This is a genomic window from Jatrophihabitans lederbergiae (assembly GCF_031845305.1).
In the GTDB taxonomy this organism is placed as follows: Bacteria; Actinomycetota; Actinomycetes; order Mycobacteriales; family Jatrophihabitantaceae; genus Jatrophihabitans_A; species Jatrophihabitans_A lederbergiae.
This window is the reverse complement of the sequence record NZ_JAVREH010000020.1, coordinates 1-22,218: the sequence shown is the minus strand read 5'-3', so window position 1 is coordinate 22,218 and position 22,218 is coordinate 1. Positions and strand designations below refer to the sequence as shown.

The window sequence follows — 22,218 nt, the reverse complement described above, 5'->3', positions numbered from 1 at the left end:
AACTCGCGCCCGTCCGGGCCGGGAGAGAGCGGCAGGTGGCCCGATGACCTTGCAGCACATCGTCTTGTTCGCCTTCACCGAGGAGCTGGACGAGGCTCAGGCGCGGGAGATGCGCGACCAGATCGAAGCCTGGCCGCGGGTGATCGGCGGCATCGACGCCCTCCGGTTCGGCTCCGACCTGACCGGCGCGCGCACCCGCGGTCACCAGTACCTGCTCTACATGGAGTTACAGGACGTCGCCGCACTGCAGGCCTACCAGCGGCACCCGGTGCATCAGCGGTTCCTCGCCTGGGTGCTCGAGCACGACTGCACGCCGCTGGCCTTCGACTACCACCTCACGGAGCAGACCGTCATCGTGCCGCCGCCGGCTTCGGCTGGCAGAACCTGAGCATGACCTTCACCGTCAACGAGGAGCTTTCATGTCCTGTGCCCTGATCACCGGTGGCTCCCGAGGCATCGGCGCGGCGATCAGCCGTACGCTCGCCGCCCGCGGCGACCGCGTCGCCGTGCACTGCCAGTCCAATGTGGCAGCCGCCGAAGCGCTGCTCGCGGAGTTGCCGGGGGACGGCCACGTGATGCTGGCCGCCGACCTCGCCGACGACAGCGCGGTCGCGGACCTGGTGAACTGCGCGGTCGAGTCGCTCGGAACTGTCGACGTGCTCGTCAACAACGCCGGCATCTATGTGGAGCGGCCGATCGAGCAGACCAGCTACGAGGAGTGGAACGCCAACTGGCGCGAGGTCATCGGCGTGAACCTGCTCGGCGCCGCCGCCGTGACCTGGCAGGTCGTCGACCACCTGCTCAACCGGGAACAGGGCCCGGAGGGCGGGCGGATCGTCATGGTCGGCTCGCGTGGCGCCTACCGCGGCGAGCCGACCGCACCCGCGTACGGGGCGAGCAAGGCCGGGCTACACGCGCTGACGCAGTCACTGGCCGTGGCCCTCGCACCGCGGGGCATTGTGGTGAACGGTGTCGCGCCTGGCTTCGTCGCCACCGACATGACCGAGCACCTGCTCGGCGGCCCGGTCGGCGACGGCATCCGCGCGCAGAGTCCGTTCGGGCGGGCCGGTGAGACAGCCGACATCGCCGCGGCGGTCGGCTGGCTCAGCTCGCCGGAGGCGCGGTGGACCAGCGGCGCGATCCTCGATGCCAACGGCGCGTCCTACCTGCGCTGAAGCAACTGACTTGCTACTCACAGCCGATGGACGCTCACCGCGTACCCGTTGCCCAGGCCGGTGAAGGGCGAACCGGCCCAGTCCGAGTGGCGTTGCGCCAGCCACAGGCCGGCGGTCGCGCACGCGGCGTCGTACTCCCGCGTCGAGGTGACCGGGCAACCGTGCGGCAGGTGCGCGGCGTCCAGACCGAACCCGGTGACCACCGTGCCGCCCGGCGCCAGCGCCGCGGCCAGAGCCGACATGGTGGCCGCCAGGGTGCCCGGCGCGAGCAGCGGAATGACGTTGCCGGCGGCCACCACCAGGTCGAACGGAGCTCCGAGGGTCGCGGCGTCCAGGCTCGCGAGGTCGGCCTCGTGCCAGCTGAGGTCCGGGCGAAGCCGGTGCGCCTCGTCGAGCATGGATCGATCGAGGTCCACGCCGACGCACCGATAGCCCAGTTCTGCCAGCCGAATCGTCACCCGACCGGTTCCGCAGCCGGCATCCAGCACCCGGGCCGGCGGCCCGATCAGCGTCGCGCAGAAACCTGCCTCGCCGTGCATGTCCCGGCCGTCCGCGGCGAGCTGTTCGAAACGCCGGGCGCAGTCCGCGCCGGTGCTGCTGCCGGTCAGCTCGGCCCATCGGGTGGTGGCCGGGCGGGCGTCCTGCCCGTCCTGTGCTGTCTTGTCCCGCGCTGTCATATCACCGAGCCTACGGGCAGCGAGAGGTGCTGACGGCTCGACTCGGTCCGCATATCATCGGCTCCATGGCGATCACCCAAGCCGCGGACGGCAGGCAGCTGGAGTACCTGGTCAGCGGTCCGGCGGTCGGCCGGGCACTGCTGTTTCATGTCGGTACGCCCAATGCGGCCAGGCTGTTCCGGGCGGTGACCGGACCGGCGTCCGCGCTCGGGCTGCGGGTGATCAGCTACTCCCGCCCCGGCTACGGGCAGTCGAGCGCCAAGCCGGGGCGGACGGTGGCCGACTGCGTTCCGGACGTCCGGGCAGTGCTGAATGCCGCCGGTGTCCAGGAGTTCCACACCCTGGGCTGGTCCGGCGGGGGTCCGCACGCGCTGGCCTGCGCCGCCCTGCTTCCCGATCGCTGCCTGGGCGCGGCGACCCTGGCCGGAGTGGCGCCGTACCCCGCAGCCGGCATCGACTTTCTCGACGGCATGGACGAGAGCAACGTCGCGGAGTTCACGGCGGCGTTCGAGGGCACCGAGGCGCTGACCACCTTCCTCGAGCCGATGACCGCTGTGTTCGGCGGCGCGACCGGTGACTCGGTGGTGGAAGGGATGTCGGGCCTGCTCTCGTCGGTGGACCGCGAAGCGCTGACCGGGGAGTTCGCCGACGACATGGCCGCCGCCCTCCGCGGGGCGGTCGCGGCCGGAATCGCCGGCTGGCGCGACGACGACCTGGCCTTCGTCGAGGACTGGGGCTTCGCGCTCTCCGACATTCCGGTGCCGGTCTCGGTGTGGCAGGGCCGCAAGGACCGGATGGTGCCGTTCGCGCACGGGCAGTGGCTGGCGGCCAGGATTCCGGGCGCCGAGGCGCACCTGTTCGCCACCGAGGGGCACCTGTCGCTGGTCTCGCAGCTCGGCATGATCCTCGAGAACCTGGTCGCTCCGCGCCGCTGAATCTTGCCTTCCTCGGCTTCGGTACCGCGAACGACGCGGCGGGAACGGTCACGCCGGTGCGGGCACCACGGCCGTTACTGCGTGCAGAGGTTTCGCCGATTAGCTTCCGACGACGGCGGGTTCCCGCGAGATCCCCACTCCGCTGCGTGCCTCGCGGCCGTACTTGGCGATCTCGCGTCCGAGGTCCAGGGGGCGGATGGTTGCCGACTTGCCACGGTCCTCGTCGGTCAGGAACTCGGCCGGGATGATCCACACCACCTCGAACTCCAGCCCATCCGGGTCCTGGGCGTACAGCGACTTGGTGGTGCCGTGGTCCGAGGCCCCGACCAGTGCACCGGCCGCCGCCAGCCCGCCGGCCAGCCGCTCGAGGTCCCCGAGGGTGTCCACCTCCCAGGCCAGGTGGTACAGCCCGACCGAGGACCGCCCGGCCGTGGAGGCCGCTGCCTGCGGGCCGAGTTGGAACAGGCCCAGATCGTGGTCATTGGCCGAGCCGGGAGCGCGGAGGAAGGCCGCGCCCCGCATGGCGTCGCCGCCCTCGATGTAGTCGAAGCCGAGCACGTCGCGATAGAAGGCGACGCTCTGCTCGACATCACGGACGTAGAGCACGGCATGGTTCAACCGGAAGATGGACATGGCGGCCTCCTGGGCTAGCGGGTTGTGTCCAGCCTAATCCAATTTAGTTGATCGTTCAACTTCGCCTTCCAGGGTTGGTACGCCATGGCGACCCCCGGCCATACCAACCGGCCGGGGCATACCGATCAGGCGCCGAGCAGTTTCTCCAGCAGGTCCGCCAGCAGGCGCTGATCGTGCTCGTCGAGCGGGGCCAGCACCTCGGACTCCACCATGTCGGCGTCGAGCACCGCGTGGTTGAACAGCTCCCGGCCGGTCCTGGTGAGCTGGACCTTGCTGCGGGTGCGGTTGGCCGGGTCCACCGCGCGCTCGACGAGTCCGCGCTCGGCCAGCAGGTCCAGCCGGTGGGTCATCGTCGAGGGTGAGACTCCGTTGACGTCGGCGAGCCGCGACGGCGTCGAGCACCCATCCGGTCCCTGCAGGGCCAGTGCCTGCAGGACGCCCCAGTCGCCGCGCTGCAGCTCCAGGTCGGCAAGCTGCTCGCGATAGAAGTTGTCGAGTCGCTTGTGCACCCGGGACAGGGCGGTCACGACCCGCTGCACCGTCTCGTCCGCGCCGGCAGCCGTGAAGCCGGCGACAGCGGATTCGTACTCCGACAGCGGGCGCGTGCTCGGCGCTGTCGTGGGTCGGGGACCATCCGAAGTGCTCGCCACGGCATCAGTGTACAGTTATTCGATATCGAAAGTTCGATGCCGAATTTTAATATCGAAACGTATGGCTGGCCGCCAGGCACGCGGTCCTAGGCAAGGCCACGTCGTGCCGCGGTGATTTCAGAGGAGCAACAGTGCAGTCCGGTCTCGGGCGGACCCTTGTCCTGCTGTCGGGTGGCGCTCTCGCCACAGCAGGCTGGGGTGCGGTATTCCCGTTCTTGTACGCAGACATCTCGAGCGCGCGCGGCCTGGGCGGCGGTGTCGCCACGGCCACCTTCACGGCCTTCGCGATCGGCTCGATCATCGCCGCCCCGCTGGCGGGCTGGTCAGCCGATCGGGCGAATCCCACCGTGGTGGCCGCGCTGGCCCGGGTGGCGATGGCGATCTCAACCGTCCTGCTGGCCTTCGCCGCCAACCCGATGAGTGTCTGGCTGGCGGCAGCCGGGTTCGGCGCGGCGCTGGCGATGTCCCAACCGGCCATCCAGGTGATCCTGCTGGAGCGCACTCCGGCCGACCGCCGGCGCGACGTCTTCGCCTGGCAGTTCATCGCGACCAACCTCGGCGCCGCCGCCGGTGCCGCGCTCGGCGGCATGCTGGTCGACCTGTCCAGCCCGGCCGGAATGCGCCCGGTGTACCTGCTCGCCGCGGCAGTCGCCCTGGTGAGCGCCGCGGTAGTGGCAATGGCCGGACGTGGCGCGCACGCGGCGGCCGGCCGCTCCGGCGCGGGGGAGCGGGCGACCGGATCGGTGTCGTACGGCAAGATCCTGGCGCGCAAGCCGATCCGCTGGCTGCTCGGCATCGCGCTGCTGATCACCCTGGCCTGCTACGCGCAGTTCGATGCGGGCCTGCCCGCCTACGTGCTCAAGTCGACGACTGTGAACCCCGCCGTGCTCGGTGCGGCGGTCGCGGTGAACGCGGTGCTCGTCGCGGCGCTCACCGGACCCGTGGTCGCCTACACCCGCCGCCGGCGGGGCACCTCGCTACTGGCGCTGTGCGCAGTGCTGTGGGTCGGCTGCTGGGCGGTCTTCGGCTTGCCGCTGCTGGTCGGGGGCTTCGACTCGATCTTCGTGTTCCTCGGCTTCGCCGCGTTGTCCCTGGGCGAGACCATGATGGCGCCGATCCTGTCCCCGTTGGCCGCCTCGCTGGCTCCCGAGGGGGCGGCGGGACGCACCATGGCCGCGGTAACCGGCGCGACCACCGTGGCTACCGCGATCGGCCCAATCCTGTCGGGGGCACTGCTCGGTCTCGACCTGCCCGCGGTGTTCATCGCGATGCAGATGCTCTTCTGTGTGGCCGCCGCCGTGGCGGCGCTGCGGTTGCGCAGGATGGCGCCCGGATCGACGGGCCGCCCACCGCAGAAGTTCCAGATCCCCGAACTGGTCGGCTGAGGCGCTACTTCTCCGAGGTGTCCTGGAGCGAGAAGCTGCCGGTGACGTTGACGGCATTCCACTGCTGCAAGGTGCTGTAGTCACAGGTGGCCATCACGAGCTTGGGCCAGACGGTGAACTGATCGTTCGTCGGCACGGTCTTGAGCGACAGGCACAACCCGCCGTTCTGAAAGCGGTACTGCTGAGAGAACGGTATCGACGGCGAGGTGGCTGGTGTGGAACGGGTCCACACCATACGAGACGGCGGGACGCTGTTGCCAGCATTAGCGGAGCAGACCGTAAGCAGTACGAAGGTGTCGACGCCGGTGCCTTGGTTGTAGAGGCAGTACTTGACTCCACCGGTGTTGTAGTAGAACCACCCGGAGTTGCTGTCGAAGGTGAGCTTCTGGTTCCAGTTCACGCCGCCTGGCTTGGGGTTCTGCTTGCAGCCAGGCGCGATCAGGTACGGCGGGTTGGTCACCGCTCCGGGGGAGTTGATGCAGCGGCCGAACTGCTGGAAGTTGATCCACTGCATGGAGCCCGCCGCCGCGGCCGCGCCCGCACCGACACTCGGGGTGGGGATCCAGGCGTCCGTGGGGCTGATGAGGTAACCGTCGCAGGTGGCCAGGGCCACCTGCGCGTTCGCGGTGTGGCTGGTGACCGTCATACAGAGATTGGACAGCGTGGCCGTTGTCGCGCTGGACGAGGTGGGTGCCTGGAAGGAGCTGTGGTCGTCGAAGCTCCACTGCTGGGACCACACCGGGCTGCCCAGTGCGCCGCACTGCCTCAGGATGAGGGGGCTACCCGAGGTCGGAGTGGTCGAGCTCTTGTCACGGATGTCCAGACACAGACCCGTGGTGTAGGTGATGCCACCGACGATCGTCCCGATCGAGCTGGTCAGCTGCAGGGTGAGGTCGGTGCGGTAGGCGAAGACCTGTTGCGGGGCCGGCGGGTAGCTGGTGCTGCACTGCTGCAGCTTCGGGATTGTCACACCCGCCGTGGGCGTGCCTGATCCTACGTCGATGCACCAGATTGTCGATTCCGTTGTCCCGTTGGGATAAACGCGAATGGCTCCGCCGCTGATGTTGGAGTTGTCCACCTGGAAGGCATACACGGTGGTCAGGGTGCGCTGGGGCGAGCCGCCGTCCGCGGTGACGCCACCGGCATTGTCTGAACCGGTCGAGGTGATCCGGGCGTAGCGGGGGATGACTGAACTGGACCCGGGATCATAGGTGCCGTAGCCCGGCACGCAGCGCATGACAGGCACTTCCGGATGTCCGGTGGGATTGCTGACGTAGTACTGGATCGTCACGCTGTAGGTCGCGGCGCCGCCTGTGACGTTGCCGGTCAGCGGCAGCGTCTGGTTTTGGGACGCATCGGTGGTGCAGGGCAGCTTCGTCGGGTCGCCCTTGCCCGAGCTCACCGAGTCGCGGATTTTGCCGATGACGGCGTCTACTCCGCTCTGGGCGGCGTTGAGCGAGTGCACCCGGGTGGTGTCGAAGGTGGTCGACCGGCGCTGGTTGATGATGCTGGGGATCAGCGCTGCGGTCAGCGTCAGGCCGATGAGCATCACCATCATGGCCATGGGCAGTGATCCGCGATCGTCTGATAAGCGCTGGCCAAAGCGGTTCCACAGGCGCTGCGGCCAGATCGAGGACACTGTCACGGCCGACCCGCCTCCTGGCACACGCTGTTCGGTTGGGTGGGATCACGGTCGGCCCGCGACGAGGCGTCCTTGCTGTTGACCGAGGTGTACGTCACCGAGGATGACGATGTCACGGACGAGCTGCCGATGCCGGAACTCAGGGTCACGGTCAGTTGCTCGAAGTCCAGCGCGCCGGTGGCGACCAGAATGAACGGGGCGGTGGGCGCCCTGAGGTCAGTCCCGAGCGCGGTGAAGTCGGTCAGGGCGGTGATCGGCCCGCTGCTGGGCACCACCCAGGTCCGCTGCCTCAGCACGGATGTCGCGGTATTCAACTGCAGCTGCGTGCAAACGGCCTGGCCGGTGTTGGTGGTCTGGAACTCCACGTAGTAGTTGTTCGAGGTGTTGGCCGTGAGGGTCGGAGTGCTGATGGCCGCCGCGTACCGGATCGACTTGTCCAAACGGATGAACACGTTGTTCAGCTGGCCGGAGGTCGCGATCAGCGTTTCCGCGCGGCTGGAGCCCTGGGTCAGCAGGGTCACCGCGCCGGTGAACATGCCGAGGAACACGGTCATCAACGCCATGCCCGCGACCATCTCGGCCATGGTGACGCCCTCGTCGGAGCGTAGCCGCAGCCTTAGCCGTGCTGCGAGCCGCCTCATTGGATTGTCCACGTCGCAGGCTCCGTGATCGTGATCCCGTTGGGATCGTTGATGGTGACGCTCACGCTGTACGTGCCGGTGGCTGCCGTGCTGCTGACGGTTCCCGCCACGTAGAACGTGCCGCTGCCCGCGGCCTCGATCACCGTCGAGGTCGGTGTTCCGGTAGAGGTGACCGAGAGCCAGTTGCCGGCCAGCGAACCGCTCGCGCTGCTAGTGCTGGCAAAGCTCACCGTGCAGGCCGACGTGCAGTTGTAGCCCAGGGACTGGGTGGCGATGGCCGTGCCCCGGGTCGCGGTCAGGTTCGCCAGGGCCGGGGCGGTGCTCGCGACGGTCCAGATGGCGGTGGCCGCGATGCCGGTCACGGTGTACTTGGTGTCCACCGGGCTTACCTTGACCGCGTAGCTGCCGACGACGGCGGAGCTACTGACCGTCCCCCGCAGGTAAACCACGCCCGAGGTCGACACGACGTTGACCGAAGTGAACACGGTCCCGGTCGCGGTCGAGCTGAGGCCGAGACCGGCCGGCGCGCCCGACAGGGTCAGGGTGCAACTGGCGGTCGGGCAGGTGTAGTCGACCGGGCTCGAAACCGTCCAGCCGCGCAGCAGCGTGTACGGGGTGGGCAGTCCGGAGGCGGTGGGCCGGGTCACCGTCCACGTTGACGACACCGCGATACCCGCGATCGAGTCACTGGTGTCCAGCGGCGTGACCACGACGGCGTACGAGCCGCCGGCGCTGGTGCTGATCGTGCCTCCCAGGTAGATGGACCCGCTTGTGGTGATGACGTTCACGACAGCGCTCGCGGTGCCGGTGCTGGTGGTCGCGAGGCCGATACCGCTGGGCATGCCGGTGACGGTGAACTGGCAGGACGCGGTGGGACAGGTGTAGCTCAGCGCCTGGGAGGTGATGGCGCTGCCGGCCGGGGTAGTGAAGGTGGCCGCCGGGGCGCTTACCGTCGGCGGCGGCATGATCGTCCAGGTGAAGGCGTTGCTGGTGACCGTCCGGCCGGCGGCGTCGGTGATCGAGGCCCGGACCGAGGTGTAGTTGGCAGACGGTGCACTCACGGTGCCGGTGATCAGGCCGGCGCCGCTGATCGACAGTCCCGGCGGGGCGTTGGTCAGGGCCATCGCGCAAGGGGTGTTCGGGCACCCGATACCCAGCTGCAGGCTGACGGCCCCGCCGACGGTGTCGATCTGGGTGGCGGGCGCCGATACGGACGGCGCGAGGACCACCGACCAGGTGAAGGTCTGCGTCGTGCTGGTCCGTGCGGCCGCGTCGGTGATGGTCAGGCGCACCTGCAGGCCGGACACGGTGCCGGTCGGCGTGCCGGTGACCACCCCGTCGGAGCTGACCGAGAGCCCGGACGGCAGCGTCCTGCTCGGATCGCTCCAGACGTAACTTCCGGAACCGCCGTTGGCACCGAGCGGCAGCGCCGTGATTGCGGTGCTCACGGTGCTGATCTGGTCGGCGGGGGTCACTGCGACCAGTGGGGGAACAATGGTCCAGGCGAGGACACGGGGCCTCGTCCGCCCGGACGAGTCCGCGACGGTGATGAGGCTCTGGTAGGTTCCGACGCTGGTCGGGATGCCACTGATGACACCGCTGCTCGGGTTCAGGCTCAGCCCGGGCGGCAGGCTGCCGGTCTGGCCCTGCACCGGAACGCTCCAGCTGAACGCCGGTCCCGATCCACCCGTCGCGGTAAGGGTGAGGTTGCTGATCGCGACGCCCAAGTACGCCGACTGGGCACCGACATTGCTGGGTACCAGATCGTTGAGGATCTTCCAGGTGAACGTCCTCGACACCGTGCGCAGGAATGCGTCGGTCACCGTGACGACCACCGATTGCCCGCTGCCGTTGGCCGGGCCGTCGGGCGTGCCGGTGATCTGGCCAGCCGTGTTGATGGTCAGCCCGGCAGGCAGACTGCCGGGCTGACCCTGGGCCGGAATGCTCCAGGTGACCGGGCTGACACCGGTGCCGCCGTCGAGGGCAAGCTGGAGCGAGACGACGTCGTTGATCGCGGCGGACTGGGGACCGGGGTCGCTGATCACCGGAACCGGCGGCGGTGTCTCGTTGAGCAGGAAGTCGGGATCACTGTCGACGCTGAGCAGGGTGGCGGTCGCGAAGATGCAGCCGCTGGCCGCGCAGTGGTTGTCCTGCCAGGTGACGGCGAGAACCACCCGGAGGAAGTTCGACACACTGACGGTCGATCCCGTGGTGTTGGCGCACGCGGTGCCGGGATCGGACGCGGTCGCGACCGTGCAGGAGCCGATGTAGGTGGTCAGGGTGAATCGAGGGCCGGCGGCCGGCGTCACGTAGTCCACCATCGGCAGCTTGGGCGTGGCCCCGCTGTCGTCGCTGACCTGGTTCATCGAGGCCAACCAGCCGGCGACCGCAGCCGGTGCCGCCTGGAACTGATTCGCGACAGCGGTGGTGGTCCGTCCGGCGTAGGTGTCCGACGGCTGCAAAGCCCGGATGCGGTCGATCGCGCCGGCTGCGAGCTGAGATGCCGTCTGACGACTTCTGAGGTCGCTCGTGGAACGCCCCGCGGTGATGAAGAAGGTCGTCAGCGCGGTCATGATGACGACGATCAGGCTGATGGAGATGATGGCTTCCAGCAGCATGAAACCGCCTTCACGCGAATCGGCGTCGCGGCGCGCGGCGAGCAGGCCCTTGATCATGGAAGTGGTATCAGCCGGAGCTTCCGGCAGCGAGCTGCTTGGCCAGCTGTGCCGCGACCTGAGCGCTCTGCGGAGCGACGAACGCGGTGAAGACGGTTGTCATGCTGGAGCCGGGATCGATGGACTTGCCGTTCTCGGCGGTCCCGGGCACGAGCTTGGTCGAGGTCACCAGTGCCAGCCGTGGTCCGGCCTGCTGGACCTTGGTGAGGAACGCCTTCTGGTTGGCGAGTGATCCGGACGACACGACCGTGAGCGGTACAGCGTAGATGCCTCCGGCGGGATTGGCCGTGGCCGAGGCGACGCTGTGCGCACCCGACGCCGCACCGTTGACGGGTGCGGCCGTGCCGATCACGATGCTGGTCAACATCACGTGCGAGGCGGCGGCCTGGCGGTTCAGCTGCAGGGTGAGGCCGGAGAAGTCGCTGTCCATCGGCAATTGCTTGAGCCGGTCGGCCAACTGCGCCGACAGCTGGCGCAGGTTCTTGCTGTCCGAACGCAGCCGGTTCGTCTTCACGAGCAGGACGGTGTTCTGGGTCTCGGCGTCCGCGCGCTGGCTGCGCAGGTCAGCGGCGCTGGACCGTTGGGGTGAGATCGCGCCGAACCAGGCCGCGGCCGTGAGCACCAGGGCGCTGGCCAAGCCGCCGGCGATCCAGGTCTTCTCGTTCTGAGGCAGTTTCATCGGCCGGTCACCTTGCTGGCGTCGAAGCGATGGGTGAGAACCTCGTCGGTGAGCGACAACGTCACGTTGAACTGGGCCGACGGGCCGCTGACCTCGTTGGAGACCGGAACCACGTCGATGACTCCTGTGATCTTGCGGAGGTTCGCCAGGTACGCGGGCAGGTCGTCCAGGCTGTGACCACTGCCGTTGAGGATGACCTGGCCGATCGACTTGTGACCCGAGGTGTCCAGTGAGGACGCGGTGCCGGCCTGCGCGGAACCGGCGGTGGCGGCAAGGGCACCCGCCGGGCTGATCTTCACCTCGATGTCGTCGAGGGCCATCGTCGGCGGCAGGGCGCTCCGGAGCGAGCCGATGGTGCTGGCGAAGCCGACGTCGGCTGTCATCAAAGTGGCGATCTTGGCGTCGATTCCGGTCATCGAGGCATGCAGCTGGGTGACGTCGCTGTAGCGGTGCTGTTCGGCGAGCAGTTGCGAGGTACGGCTGTTCTCTTCGGCGAGATCGTTCGAGGCCATGTGCTTGGCGTGGGCGGTGTAGCCGTACAGCAGCACCAGCAGTACCAGCAGTACCAGCAGTGAGACCATGCCGGCGAGTAGTGCCTTGCGGATGACAGCGAGCCGACGTGATGCGGTGAGCTCGGGCGGCGTGAGGTCGGCGACGATTCCCCAGCCGGGCATGGTGTTCCAGATCCGGGCCTGCGGGCCGACGGCGGTCATGCTGCCGCTCCCATGGCCAGGCCGACGGACACCGCGCTGGCGTGGAACTCCGGGTTGGCCTCCGGCTGGGCGGCTGTCCAGCGGTTGCTGATGTGCTGCATCGGCGCGACGACCGACGTGGGAATGCTCATCTGCTCGGTCAGCAGCTCGGCCAGCCCGTGCAGTGAGGACGCCCCGCCGGTGAGCGAGATCCGCTCCAGGCTCGCTCCGCTGCTGGTGGATCCGAAGTAGTGGATCGAGCTTCTGATCTCTGCCAGGAGCGGGCGCAGGACCTCGTTGAGAATCCTGGCGATCTCGGGGTGGGGTCCGTCGAGCCCGATGTCACGCTTGGCACGCTCGGCGTCGTCCGGGCTGAAGCCGAGCTTGTCGGCGAGCGCGTCGGTGAGTTCCCGGCCGCCGCGTGACACGGTGCGGACGACCTTGGGAATGCCCTGGTTGTGTATGACGATGCTGGTCAGGTGCGCGCCCATGTCGAGCACCGCCTCGACAGCCAGTCGCTCGTCGGCGATGGAACGCAGGGTGGCGAAGGTGGACAGGTCGACGCGGGCCACCTTGAGCCCCGCCTTCTCGACCGCCGCGACCGCCGCCAGCACCGGCTGGCGGGGAGTCGCCACCAGCAGTCCGGTCACGGTGTTCGTCTCAGCGTCTGGTTCTGCCAGCGGAGCGAAGTCCAGCAGCACCTGGTCCATCGGCAACGCGACGATCTCACGGGCCTGGAAGGGCAGCGCCTTCGCGCGCTGATCGGGGGACAGGTTGGGAACGGTCATGTCCCGCACGACGATCTGCTGGTTGGCCATGCCGAGAATGACGTTGCGGCACTCGAAGTTGTTCAGCCGCCAGAGCGCCCGCAGGGCGTCGGTCACAGCGGCTTCGTTGCAGACCACGCCGTTGACGACTGCGCCCTCGGGCAACTCCAGCTGCCCCAGACCGTGCACGGTCACCGACGGGTGGCCGTCCTGCGCTCCTGGCGCGAGGATTGCGGCGCGCACGCACGTCGCTCCCAGGTCGAGGCCGATGGCATGGCCGTCGGTGTTGACCACCCCGACCTTGGCTATGCCGGTCCGGCGCTGCTTCATGGGTTCTCCAAACCAGATCGCGGGATCTGATAACTTAGGCGTTGAAGACAAGATCGGTATAAGCGCCGGCGATCTGAGGCGCCGTGAACAGCGCGATGAGGGTTCCGGCGATCATGAATGGCCCGAACGGCAGCGCGGTCTTGCGTGAGCCAGCCCTGCTGAGTAACACGGCTATTCCTACGACGCCGCCGAGCAGGAAGGCCGCGAACGCGCCGACGATCAGAGCCTGATACGACAGGAATCCCAATATGCCACCGATGATCCCGGCGAGCTTGACATCTCCGAAGCCCATTCCCGCCGGGTAGGCAAAGGCCAGCACGAAGTATCCGCCGAACAGGGCCAGGCCGCCGATCCCTGCGCGAACCAGTGCCGCCGGGTCGTCGGCCACCACCGCCGCGACAGTGAGCATCAGCGCCAGCACCGGATAGGACGGGATAACGATCGAGTTCGGCAGCCGGTGCACGTCGAGGTCGATGAGGCTCAGTGCGATCCCGATGGCGGTGAAGAACAGCAGTGCCGGTAACGCCGGCAGCTCGTGCAACCGGTGCGCTTGCAGTGTCACCGCAACAAAAAGTGCTCCGGTGGCCAGTTCGACCAAGGGGTACCGCGGGCTGATCGGCGATCGGCAGTCGGCGCACCTGCCCTTCAGCATCAGCCATCCCAGCAACGGAACGTTGTGGCGTGCCCTGATCGAGGAACCGCACGTCGGGCAGTGTGAGCCCGGGGTCGACAACGACTGCTCCAGTGGCATCCGGTGGATGACCACGTTGAGGAACGAGCCGATCGCCAGCCCCAGCAGGGCAGCCGCCGCGATCAGGATCGGCATCGTCGGCATCCTCTGGGCTGGTTGGGGGACTCGGTTGAGCTGGTGCTGTGGTGGTGGTAAACGCGAGTGACCGGCCGGTCGGGACGATTGGCGCCCCATCCCGGCCGGTCACTCCGGTGAACAAGGGATCAGGAGGCGGCGGTCTGGCCGGTCGAGCTGCTGTAGATGTAGGTCGCGCTGCCGGGGCTGCCGGCGACGGTCTTGACCGTGTAGGTGCCTGAGGTCAGCGTGTAGGTCATCTTGTTTCCGGGCGAGATGTTGATCGTGCCGGTGCCGGTGCCGCAGGTTAGCGGGATGGTTCCGGTGACGTCGGCGGTGCTGCTGGCCGGGTAGGTGTTGCTGTTGTCGGCGTAGCACTGCTCGACGACGGCGATGGCATTGCGGGTGTCAGACTGCGCCGACTTGTTCTTGGCGCCCTTCTGGTAGTTCAGGTACAGCGGGATCGCGATGGCGATCAGGATGCCGATGATGACGACGACGACCAGCAGTTCGATCAGGGTGAAGCCCTTGTCGCCTGCGGCGCGCTCCTCGCGGAGCTTTTGGAGCTTGTTGAGCATGGGAGCCTCCTGGCTCGGTCGGGTAGCGGCGGCGAAGCCGGCTTGCGTTAGGTGGTGCTTCAGCTATGAAATCGGCGCGATTCTCAGGTACCTGAGGCGACTTCACAAGTTATTCACTACGGAATATTCCATTCGGGTAACGATGGCCTGGGCCGGAAAACGGCGCAACGCCGCAGCCCGGACCGGGCACGGCGCTGCGGGTAGGACAGGGCTCAGTTGCTCTGGATGTGCTGGTAGATAGAGAACATCGGCAGGTACAGGCAGACGACCATGGTGCCGATGACGGCTCCCAGCAGGACGACGAGCAGCGGTTCCATCGCCGAGGTGAGGGAGTCGGTGGCGGTCTCGACCTCCTGGTCGTAGAAATCGGCCACCTTGTCCAGCATCTCGGTGATCTGGCCGGTCTCTTCGCCGACCTCGAGCATCTGCACCACCATGTTGGGGAACATCGGATGCTTGGCGAGTTGGCCGGACATCTGCGAGCCGGACCGGACGGCGTCGCGCACGTCGCTCATCGCCTCACCCACCACGGCGTTGCCCGCGGTTCCGCCGACGATGTCCAACGCCTGGATGATGGGCACGCCGACCGCCAGCAGGGTGCCGAGGTTGCGTGCCCACCGGCTGATCGCCAGCTTGGTGAACAGGGTTCCGAAGACGGGCAGCTTCAGTTTGAAGCGGTCCATTGCCAGCCGGAAGCCGTAGTTCGTGCGCACCGCCCTGCGATATGCCCGCAGCCCCACCCCCGAGCCGACCAGGATAATCGGCAGCAGCCAATACATGTTGTGCGACAGCGTGACCATGATCTGGGTGGGCAGCGGCAGCTTGCCACCGAGGTTCTTGAACATCTTCTCGAACACCGGAACGATGAAGATGATCACGCCGGTGCCCAGCAGCAGCGAGAACAGCAGCACGATGACCGGGTACGTCATGGCGGACTTGATCTTCGCGCGCAGGTTGGCATCCGACTCGTACATCCGCGCAATCCGCGACAGCGCCTCGTCCAAGAAACCGCCGGTCTCACCGGCCTTGATCATGTTGATCATCAGCAGCGGAAAGTGTTCGGGATGTTGCGACATCGCGATTGACAGCGGCATGCCGCCCTGGACGTCCGCGCGGACCTGCGCCAGCGCTGTCTTCATCTTCGGTTTGGCGGCCTGGTCTTCCAGGATCGACAGCGACCTCAGCATAGTCAGGCCAGAGGAGGTCATGGACGCGAACTGCCGGGACAGGACCGCCAAGTCCTTGAGGCTGGTGCGTCCCCCGAGGCCGGGGATCTTGATCTCTTTCTGCAGGGCCCCGCCGGCGCCGGTGACCGAAAGCGGCACCAGCCGCTGGTCGGCGAGCGCGTTGGCCGCGGCTTCGGCAGATTCAGACTCGATCCTGCCCTTCGACATGACGCCGGTAGCGTCGATGGCCTCGTAGCTGAAGGTCTTGGTGGCCACCGGGTCAGATCCTCGCCAGTCGCTTGAACTCGTTGGGGTCGTGCGCGAGTTCCAGGGCCGTCGACTTGCTGATCACCTGGTCGGCGTAGCGCTGGGCCAGGTGCTGGTCGAAGCTGATCATGCCGGCGTCGGAGGAGGACTGCAGGAAGGACGGGATCTGGTGCACCTTGCCCTCCCGGATCAGGTTCCGGATGGCGGAGGTGGCCGTCATGATCTCGCAGATGATGGTGCGGCCCATCCCGTCCTTGCGGGGCGCCAGCGCCTGGGTGACCACGCCCTGCAGGCAGTTGGACAGCTGCGCGCGGATCTGTTGCTGCTGGTGCGGGGGATAGATGTCGATCAGCCGGTCGATGGTCTGGGCCGCGGACTGGGTGTGCAGGGTGGCCAGCACCAGGTGACCGGTCTCGGCCGCGGTCACCGCAACGGACGTGGTCTCCAGGTCGCGCAGCTCCCCGACCAGGATGATGTCGGGGTCCTGCCGCAGCACGTGCTTGAAGGCAACGGAGAAGTCAGCGGTGTCCGAGCCGACCTCGCGCTGGTTGACCACACTCTTGCCGTGCCGGTGCAGGTACTCGATCGGGTCCTCGATCGTCACGATGTGCGCGGCGCGGGTCTGGTTGGCGACATCGAGCAGGCTGGCCAGCGTGGTGGACTTTCCCGAGCCGGTGGGGCCGGTGACCAGCACCAGGCCACGGGGCAGGTGTGCGAAGTTCTCCACCGACTGTGGCAGCCCCAGTTCCTCCAGGCCCCGGATCTTGTGCGGAATCGCACGCATGACGGCGCCGACGGCACCGCGCTGCCGGTACACGTTCACCCGGAAGCGGCTGACCCCCGGTAGCGCGTAGGCGGTGTCGAGTTCCTGGGTCGTCTCGAAGCGGTGCCACAACGCGTCGCTGAGGATGGACCGGATGAGCGTCTCGGTGTCCACGGGCAGCAGCCGATCCCGGCCCTCCAAGGGCTTCAGCTCGCCGTTGACCCGGAAGCACGGGGCGATGCCTGCCGTGATGTGCAGGTCCGAGCCACCCCGCTCCACGAGCAGGCTCAGCAGCTCGTCCAGCTCGCGCTTCGCCTCGTGCATCGAGAACGGGCCGTCAATTGCGGTCAGCGGATTCATGTGACTTCCTCAGTTGTCTTTGCAGTGGATGGCGGCGTCATACCGTCACCCGGAGTACCTCTTCGAGGCTGGTGAGCCCAGCCATGGTCTTGCGAAGGCCGTCGTCGCGCAGGGTCACCATGCCCTCGGCGATCGCGACCTTCTTGATCTCGCTGGCGGCCGCGTGCCGAACGGTCAGCCGCTCGATCTCTTCCGAGACCGGCATGACCTCGTTGATCGCCAACCGGCCGCGGTAGCCGGTCTGGGCGCAGGACCGGCAGCCCACCGGACGCCAGAAGTTCTCCGGTTTCCCGAACACCTCGAAGGGCCACTGCGCGCCGGACAGGTCCTTCTCCTGCGGCGCGTAGGCCTCTTTGCACCACTCGCACAGCCTGCGGGACAGTCGCTGGGCGAGCACCGAGTCCAGCGAGGATCCCACCAGGAACGGCTCGATCCCCATCTCGACCAGCCGTGGCATCGCGCTCGGAGCGTCGTTGGTGTGCAGGGTCGACAGCACGAGGTGGCCGGTGAGGGCAGCCTCGACCGCGAGCTGGGCGGTGGCCCGGTCCCGGATCTCACCGATCAGCACGACATCGGGGTCCGAGCGCAGGATCGCCGGCAGCACGGCGGCGAAGGTCAGGCCCGCCTTGACGTTCACCTGCACCTGGTTGATGCCGTCCATCCGGTACTCCACCGGGTCCTCGACGGTGATCACGTTGACCTCCGGCCGCGCGATCTCGCCGAGGGTGGCGTACAGGGTGGTGGACTTGCCGGAACCGGTCGGCCCGGTGACCAGCACCATGCCGTGCGGCTTGGAGAAGCTGGCCGAGAAGCGTGCGTAGTTGTCGTCGGTGAACCCGAGCTTGCGCAGTTCGAGGTCGATGCTGCCGGTGTCGAGCACCCGCAGCACGACCTTCTCGCCCCACACCGTCGGCAGGGTGGCGGTACGCAGGTCGATGCTGCGTCCGCCCAGTTCCTTGGTGATGCGGCCGTTCTGCGGCACCCGGCGTTCGGTGATGTCCAGGCCTGAGAGGATCTTCAGGCGCGAGATCAGGGCTGCCTGGATTCCGCGCGGCACCGCGTCGACCTCGTGCAGCACGCCGTCGATGCGCAGCCGGATCTTCAGGTCGTACTCGCTGGGCTCGAGGTGGATGTCGGAGGCACGGCTGGTGATCGCCCGCTCAAGCAGGGCATTGACGTAACGGACGACGGGGGCGTCCTCGTTGACGGAGTTCAGCCCGTCACTGCTGCTGGCGGCGCCCTCGTCCGCGACGATCTGCGCCGCCGCCTGGTCGAGATCGGTGCTCTCCCGGGTGTAGCGGTCCAGCAGCCGGTTCAGCTCGTCCTTGGTGACGACCATCGGGCGCACCATGAGGCCGGTGGCGGCCCGGATGTCGTCCAGGGCCAGGACATCGCCGGGATCACCGACCGCGACGGTGATGGTGCTTTCGGTGACGGCGATGGGAAGCATTCGGTGCCGGCGTGCGAGCGTCAGCGGAACCCTGCCCATGGCAGCCGGTTCGATCGGAAAGCTCGACAGTTCGGCGGCCTCGACGCCGTAGGCCTCGGCGACCGCCTGCGCGAGCTGGAACTCGGTGACAAGCTGGTCGTCGATGAGGACGGTGCGCAGTGGGCGGGACGTCAGTTCAGCGGTGGTCATCGCATGCTGGATGACCTCGTCGCTCATGCCCCGGGTACGCAGTGCCGTCACAATGGCGCGCAGTGCTGGGTCCATGGCTCCTCCGGGAAACGCCGAAGTGGTGACCTACCGCGCCCCCGACCGGGGGATTTATCGTGGACGGGTAGGCACCACTGCGCTTCCTATCGGCTGTGCGTTGCAGATCTGAGCGTCCCGGCGGAAGTCGCGTGATCTGCTGCGTAATCCGTCGCGCTGCGGTCAGGTCGAGCGCTTATGGTCGGCGAGCACGTTCTGGATCACCCGGCGGTTGATCGCCGCTCGCTGAGCGTCGGTATCGATATGCTCGGCCAGTCCGATCAGCGCCTTCCACAACGCCCAGCCCCGCGCCCGTGCCCAGGTTCCGTCGTCGGCTCGGACGGCGTGCCGGAACGCCTCTCGGCTCTCTCCGGAGAACCTGGTCCAGGCGATCACCAGGTCACAGGCGGGATCGCCTACGCCGCACGTTCCGAAGTCGATGACGGCCACGAGCCTGCCGTTCCTGGCCAGCAGGTTTCCGGTGGCCACGTCTCCGTGGAACCAGACCGGCCGGCCCGTCCAGGTCGCGCTCAGCGCCGCTGCCCAGACCGCCGTGGCAGTCGTCGTATCGATACGGCCCGCCAGTGCCTCGAGCACGCGTCGGGTTTCACCGTCGTAGTGGGCCGGGGGCGCGCCTCGATAGAAGCTGTGTACGCCCGCGACCGGACCGCCAGTCGGGTCGACGCGTTGCAACGCGCGGAGGAATTCGCCTACCTGCGTCGCGAATTCCGCCTCTTCGGGGATGTGTGCATGATCGGCCGTCTCACCGGTTATCCAGTTTCGAACGGACCAGTTGTACGGAAAGCCATCGCTGGGCTTGCCCTTGGCGAGACAGACCGGAATCTCCACCGGCACAGGTGGTGCCAGCACGGGCAGCCAGCGGTGCTCCTTGTCGATCGCCGGCGCATAGTGGTCGGCAGTGGGCAGACGTACCGTCATATCGGTGCCGAGGCGGTAGGTGCGGTTGTCCCAGCCGTCGACCTCTACCGGTACGACGCTCAATCCACTCCACTGCGGAAATTGGGTGGCGATCAGACGTTTCACCAGCGCGGCATCAATGTGTGCGCGACCGTCCGGATGGACGACTTCAGGCATCGTGGAATTATCGCGGTATCCGCCATCGGCTCGCAACGTCGATTACGGGCTCATCGGAGATTCGGGTGGATGAGCCGTCCGGCAGCCAAGATCACACAGTCGGTAGTTGGCCAGGTTGCGGAAGCCGAGGCCGATGCGGCGGTGTAGCTCGATGATCCCGTTGAATCGCTTCGGTGCCGCTCAGTTGTTCGCGCGGCCGGTGCCGAAGTGGCGAGCAGTTGTTCCCGCCAGGAACGCAGTGTTCGTCCGAGCCGTGCGATCTCGGGATGGGGCAGGTGTGGAAGCTGTCGAGCACTTCGATCGCGATGCGGCGGCCGCGGTGCAGGTCCTTGGCGCTGAACGCGGCTCGCAGCTTCTGATAGCACTGCCAGGCGATGGTGACCTCGTAGTTCGGGTCCCCGGCCTCCAGCCCGGCGTTGAGCCGGATGATCTGTCGTTCGGACAGCTTCTCGGCGCCGGCGCGCAGCACGTTGCGGACCTGGTAGAGCTGGGAACCTCGGCCGATCTGTAGCCTGCATCGTCTTGATTCGGTTCCTGCCTCGAGGGCATGTGGAGAACGCCGGGCGGCATCTAAAGAGGTGAGCATTCGTTTGCCTCGGATTGCGAGAGCGGGATGTCGATCAGCACGCTGATGCGCCGTCGCTACGCAACCGGCTGGCGTTGACAGTCAGTCAGTCAAGATCGTGGCTCAGTACTGGTTGTGGCGGCATGTCATTCTGATGCTGTGGTTGAGGAGCGGCGGTGGCATGGCTATTGGTCTGTGCCGGGTTCGGACAGAAGCTCAGCCCGGCGTTCTGATGATCGGCGCTGACGGGGAGATCGCGCTCGAACTCATCGGCGGCTTCGACCTCGACGTCCGGATTCCGCTTCCCAGCGGGAACGGGTTCTCCTTCACTGGCAAGCAGCGCGAGTTACCCCTGGTCCATGGGACCTGCGAGGGCACCTCGATCACGTTGGTGCACTGCCACCAGAGGATCAAGGACAGCCGGCTTCGGAGCTCCGAGCTTCCATTCGCTGGGCGCCGGGAGGGCGTTGATCGGGGTGCACCTCCAAGACCTCGACGAGCCGATCTTCAGGCGTGCCTGCCTCCACCTTGAGAAACTTCATGACTTGGTTGGCCATCTCCGCCGTGGAGCACCGCTTAAACAGCGACGGCATAGATCGCTCCGCCCACATTCGGCCCCCCGACCCAGTGGGCGTCACAGTCGGGGGTGGACGATCAGCGCCGGGTTGCTGTCGAGCGTCTTCCGGTTCGAAGAGCGCCGCGACACCGCATCCGTGATCGGGGATGCGACCGCCGGGCTCACATTGACGCCGCCGGGTCGCGCCGCCTACTCGGGTTTCGACGCCATGACCTCGGCCTTCTGCGACCTGCTCACGCTGGCCAGCGGGGAAGCGTGCGGGCTGATCAGCATGTCGTTGGTCATCCGAGACCCAAGGCGCGTCGCTCTCGGTCCCTGGTGAAGGGTGTCGCGTCCGCGTTAGACCTTGGTGATGATGTCTTCGGCGGTGGTTTTCCAGATGAATGGTTTCGGGTCGGTGTTGCAGTGCTCGGCCCAGGTGGTGATGGCGCACTGAGATCGGCGACACTGGTGAATACGCCGCGGCGTAGGCGCCGATCGGTCAGTTCTTTGAACCAGCGTTCGATGAGGTTGAGCCAGGAGCTCGATGTCGGGGTGTAGTGCAGGTGCCAGCGGCGACGGTCGCGGTGAGCCAGCCATTTCTGATCTCGGGCGTGGAGTGGGCGGACAGGTTGTCCAGGACGACGTGGACGGACAGGCCGCGGGGCACGGTGGCGTCGATCTGTTTGAAGAACCGCAAAACGTCGGCGCCAGCGTGGCCTTTGCGCAGATCGGTGAGTACTTCGCCGGTGGCCAGGTTCATGGCCGCGAACAGATCGATGGTGCCGTTCCTCTTGTAGTCATGAGTCATCGTGGCGGCCCGGCCACGTTTCATCGGCAGCGAGGGCTGGGTAGGGTCCAGGGCCTGGCACTGGTCTTCTCATCAAAGCTGCACACCACCGCCCGCGACGGCGGGCTGAGGTAACGCCCGACGACATCGACGAGTCTCTCCTCGAAACGCGGATCGTTGCTGATCTTGAAGGTGTCGACCTTCCACGGCTTGAGCCCATGATCAGACCAGATCCGGGCCACCGCGTCCTTGCCGATCCCGACTCGGGTCGCCATCGACCTGGTGCTCCAGTGCCTCGAGCCGTCCGCGGGCCGCTCCTGGTGGGTCAGCCGCACGACCTCTTCGACCGTGCCTGCCGGCATCGGGGGCTTACGCCCGCGACCCTTGGCGATCACCCCGACGCCCTCGACACCCTTGTCGGCAAAGCGTCTGCGCCACCGCCGCACCGTGTCCGAATCGACCTCGCACCGGCGGGCGATCTCTTGATTCGCGGCCCCATCCGCGGCCAACAGCAAACCCTTGGCCTGGACCACTGTGCGATGCGGCAACGACATCGACCTCGCCATTCCCACCGGGCCTTCGCCCCGAAAAGTGGACACGCGATTTGATTGTTATGCGGCCGGTCGTAGCGTAGCCGCGGTGGTGGTGTTCTCGTAGGTGATCGGGCTGCGGTAGCCGCAGGCGGAGTGCCGGCGGCGG

22 protein-coding genes and 1 pseudogene are annotated in these 22,218 nt (G+C 67.3%); 6 read left to right on the top strand and 17 right to left on the bottom strand.

The genetic code is table 11. From position 1 onward, the window contains the following. Positions 1-43: 43 nt before the first annotated feature. Both RM423_RS14540 and RM423_RS14535 read left to right on the top strand, forming a co-directional pair. Positions 44-388 (top strand): Dabb family protein, encoded by a 345-nt coding sequence (locus RM423_RS14540; RefSeq protein WP_311423760.1) that lies wholly within the window; start codon positions 44-46, stop codon positions 386-388. Between the two features lie 31 nt (positions 389-419). Further along, positions 420-1,175: an SDR family NAD(P)-dependent oxidoreductase gene (locus RM423_RS14535; RefSeq protein WP_311423759.1), complete on the top strand. Its 756-nt coding sequence runs from the start codon at positions 420-422 to the stop codon at positions 1,173-1,175. Between the two features lie 17 nt (positions 1,176-1,192). Here the strand turns inward: RM423_RS14535 and RM423_RS14530 are convergent, their stop codons facing one another. After that, complete coding sequence (locus RM423_RS14530) at positions 1,193-1,852, bottom strand: class I SAM-dependent methyltransferase (RefSeq protein ID WP_311423758.1); 660 nt, start codon at positions 1,850-1,852, stop codon at positions 1,193-1,195. Positions 1,853-1,917: 65 nt separating this feature from the next. Between RM423_RS14530 and RM423_RS14525 the strand changes: the two genes are divergently transcribed. Next, positions 1,918-2,787 (top strand): alpha/beta fold hydrolase, encoded by an 870-nt coding sequence (locus RM423_RS14525; RefSeq protein ID WP_311423757.1) that lies wholly within the window; start codon positions 1,918-1,920, stop codon positions 2,785-2,787. Between the two features lie 99 nt (positions 2,788-2,886). On the opposite strand, the gene RM423_RS14520 is transcribed toward RM423_RS14525, so the two are convergent. Together RM423_RS14520 and RM423_RS14515 are read right to left on the bottom strand one after the other, a co-directional pair. Next, complete coding sequence (locus RM423_RS14520) at positions 2,887-3,420, bottom strand: VOC family protein (RefSeq protein ID WP_311423756.1); 534 nt, start codon at positions 3,418-3,420, stop codon at positions 2,887-2,889. 125 nt (positions 3,421-3,545) lie between these two features. Beyond that, positions 3,546-4,070, bottom strand: a complete 525-nt coding sequence (locus RM423_RS14515) for a MarR family winged helix-turn-helix transcriptional regulator (protein WP_311423755.1) — start codon at positions 4,068-4,070, stop codon at positions 3,546-3,548. A 131-nt stretch (positions 4,071-4,201) separates the two neighbouring features. Between RM423_RS14515 and RM423_RS14510 the strand changes: the two genes are divergently transcribed. Further along, positions 4,202-5,455 carry an MFS transporter gene (locus RM423_RS14510; RefSeq protein WP_311423754.1) on the top strand — a complete coding sequence of 418 codons (1,254 nt, stop codon included), beginning with the start codon at positions 4,202-4,204 and terminating at the stop codon, positions 5,453-5,455. A gap of 4 nt (positions 5,456-5,459) precedes the next feature. Here RM423_RS14510 and RM423_RS14505 read toward each other — a convergent pair whose 3' ends face one another. The 13 genes from RM423_RS14505 to RM423_RS14445 all read right to left on the bottom strand — a co-directional run bounded on the left by RM423_RS14505 (position 5,460) and on the right by RM423_RS14445 (position 20,194). Beyond that, entirely contained in the window at positions 5,460-7,019 is a 1,560-nt protein-coding gene (locus RM423_RS14505) for a ricin-type beta-trefoil lectin domain protein (RefSeq protein WP_311423753.1), read from the bottom strand. A 77-nt stretch (positions 7,020-7,096) separates the two neighbouring features. After that, positions 7,097-7,750 (bottom strand): hypothetical protein, encoded by a 654-nt coding sequence (locus RM423_RS14500; protein WP_311423752.1) that lies wholly within the window; start codon positions 7,748-7,750, stop codon positions 7,097-7,099. Continuing rightward, positions 7,735-10,413, bottom strand: coding sequence for a putative Ig domain-containing protein (locus tag RM423_RS14495; RefSeq protein WP_311423751.1), 2,679 nt, complete (start codon positions 10,411-10,413; stop codon positions 7,735-7,737). Before RM423_RS14495 ends, RM423_RS14500 begins: the two co-directional genes overlap by 16 nt. A 10-nt stretch (positions 10,414-10,423) precedes the next feature. After that, entirely contained in the window at positions 10,424-11,092 is a 669-nt protein-coding gene (locus RM423_RS14490) for a hypothetical protein (RefSeq protein ID WP_311423750.1), read from the bottom strand. Next, on the bottom strand, positions 11,089-11,805 hold the full coding sequence (locus tag RM423_RS14485; protein WP_311423749.1) for a hypothetical protein: 717 nt from the start codon (positions 11,803-11,805) through the stop codon (positions 11,089-11,091). Before RM423_RS14485 ends, RM423_RS14490 begins: the two co-directional genes overlap by 4 nt. Further along, positions 11,802-12,881: a type IV pilus assembly protein PilM gene (gene pilM, locus RM423_RS14480; RefSeq protein WP_311423748.1), complete on the bottom strand. Its 1,080-nt coding sequence runs from the start codon at positions 12,879-12,881 to the stop codon at positions 11,802-11,804. Before pilM ends, RM423_RS14485 begins: the two co-directional genes overlap by 4 nt. Positions 12,882-12,915: 34 nt before the next feature. After that, a complete protein-coding gene (locus RM423_RS14475) occupies positions 12,916-13,707 on the bottom strand; it encodes a prepilin peptidase (RefSeq protein ID WP_311423747.1) in 792 nt (263 codons plus the stop codon). A 128-nt stretch (positions 13,708-13,835) separates the two neighbouring features. Continuing rightward, complete coding sequence (locus RM423_RS14470; protein WP_311423746.1) at positions 13,836-14,264, bottom strand: prepilin-type N-terminal cleavage/methylation domain-containing protein; 429 nt, start codon at positions 14,262-14,264, stop codon at positions 13,836-13,838. A gap of 212 nt (positions 14,265-14,476) precedes the next feature. After that, entirely contained in the window at positions 14,477-15,706 is a 1,230-nt protein-coding gene (locus RM423_RS14465; protein ID WP_311423745.1) for a type II secretion system F family protein, read from the bottom strand. 4 nt (positions 15,707-15,710) lie between these two features. Further along, positions 15,711-16,820: a type IV pilus twitching motility protein PilT gene (locus RM423_RS14460; RefSeq protein ID WP_311423744.1), complete on the bottom strand. Its 1,110-nt coding sequence runs from the start codon at positions 16,818-16,820 to the stop codon at positions 15,711-15,713. A 37-nt stretch (positions 16,821-16,857) separates the two neighbouring features. Next, positions 16,858-18,534 carry a GspE/PulE family protein gene (locus RM423_RS14455; RefSeq protein ID WP_311423743.1) on the bottom strand — a complete coding sequence of 559 codons (1,677 nt, stop codon included), beginning with the start codon at positions 18,532-18,534 and terminating at the stop codon, positions 16,858-16,860. Between the two features lie 162 nt (positions 18,535-18,696). Continuing rightward, positions 18,697-19,608: an aminoglycoside phosphotransferase family protein gene (locus tag RM423_RS14450; protein WP_311423742.1), complete on the bottom strand. Its 912-nt coding sequence runs from the start codon at positions 19,606-19,608 to the stop codon at positions 18,697-18,699. A 91-nt stretch (positions 19,609-19,699) separates the two neighbouring features. Continuing rightward, complete coding sequence (locus RM423_RS14445; protein ID WP_311423741.1) at positions 19,700-20,194, bottom strand: hypothetical protein; 495 nt, start codon at positions 20,192-20,194, stop codon at positions 19,700-19,702. Positions 20,195-20,327: 133 nt separating this feature from the next. Here RM423_RS14445 and RM423_RS25670 point away from each other — a divergent pair, with 133 nt between their 5' ends. Beyond that, entirely contained in the window at positions 20,328-20,705 is a 378-nt protein-coding gene (locus RM423_RS25670; protein ID WP_396327726.1) for an ApeA N-terminal domain 1-containing protein, read from the top strand. Between the two features lie 133 nt (positions 20,706-20,838). Beyond that, a complete protein-coding gene (locus RM423_RS14440; protein WP_311423740.1) occupies positions 20,839-21,072 on the top strand; it encodes a hypothetical protein in 234 nt (77 codons plus the stop codon). A 17-nt stretch (positions 21,073-21,089) separates the two neighbouring features. Here the strand turns inward: RM423_RS14440 and RM423_RS14435 are convergent. Further along, positions 21,090-22,085: pseudogene (locus RM423_RS14435) on the bottom strand (IS630 family transposase). Positions 22,086-22,218 lie beyond the last annotated feature (133 nt).

Excerpts from the sequence above, each read along its gene's own strand:
- RM423_RS14540 (WP_311423760.1), top strand. The coding sequence starts at position 44 with ATGACCTTGCAGCACATCGTCTTGTTCGCCTTCACCGAGGAGCTGGAC.
- RM423_RS14535 (WP_311423759.1), top strand. The coding sequence starts at position 420 with ATGTCCTGTGCCCTGATCACCGGTGGCTCCCGAGGCATCGGCGCGGCG.
- RM423_RS14530 (WP_311423758.1), bottom strand. The coding sequence starts at position 1,852 with ATGACAGCGCGGGACAAGACAGCACAGGACGGGCAGGACGCCCGCCCG.
- RM423_RS14525 (WP_311423757.1), top strand. The coding sequence starts at position 1,918 with ATGGCGATCACCCAAGCCGCGGACGGCAGGCAGCTGGAGTACCTGGTC.
- RM423_RS14520 (WP_311423756.1), bottom strand. The coding sequence starts at position 3,420 with ATGTCCATCTTCCGGTTGAACCATGCCGTGCTCTACGTCCGTGATGTC.
- RM423_RS14505 (WP_311423753.1), bottom strand. The coding sequence starts at position 7,019 with ATGGCCATGATGGTGATGCTCATCGGCCTGACGCTGACCGCAGCGCTG.
- RM423_RS14495 (WP_311423751.1), bottom strand. The coding sequence starts at position 10,413 with ATGATCAAGGGCCTGCTCGCCGCGCGCCGCGACGCCGATTCGCGTGAA.
- RM423_RS14490 (WP_311423750.1), bottom strand. The coding sequence starts at position 11,092 with ATGAAACTGCCTCAGAACGAGAAGACCTGGATCGCCGGCGGCTTGGCC.
- RM423_RS14485 (WP_311423749.1), bottom strand. The coding sequence starts at position 11,805 with ATGACCGCCGTCGGCCCGCAGGCCCGGATCTGGAACACCATGCCCGGC.
- pilM (WP_311423748.1), bottom strand. The coding sequence starts at position 12,881 with ATGAAGCAGCGCCGGACCGGCATAGCCAAGGTCGGGGTGGTCAACACC.
- RM423_RS14475 (WP_311423747.1), bottom strand. The coding sequence starts at position 13,707 with ATGCCGATCCTGATCGCGGCGGCTGCCCTGCTGGGGCTGGCGATCGGC.
- RM423_RS14470 (WP_311423746.1), bottom strand. The coding sequence starts at position 14,264 with ATGCTCAACAAGCTCCAAAAGCTCCGCGAGGAGCGCGCCGCAGGCGAC.
- RM423_RS14460 (WP_311423744.1), bottom strand. The coding sequence starts at position 16,820 with ATGAATCCGCTGACCGCAATTGACGGCCCGTTCTCGATGCACGAGGCG.
- RM423_RS14455 (WP_311423743.1), bottom strand. The coding sequence starts at position 18,534 with ATGGACCCAGCACTGCGCGCCATTGTGACGGCACTGCGTACCCGGGGC.
- RM423_RS14450 (WP_311423742.1), bottom strand. The coding sequence starts at position 19,608 with ATGCCTGAAGTCGTCCATCCGGACGGTCGCGCACACATTGATGCCGCG.
- RM423_RS14445 (WP_311423741.1), bottom strand. The coding sequence starts at position 20,194 with ATGCTCACCTCTTTAGATGCCGCCCGGCGTTCTCCACATGCCCTCGAG.
- RM423_RS25670 (WP_396327726.1), top strand. The coding sequence starts at position 20,328 with ATGCTGTGGTTGAGGAGCGGCGGTGGCATGGCTATTGGTCTGTGCCGG.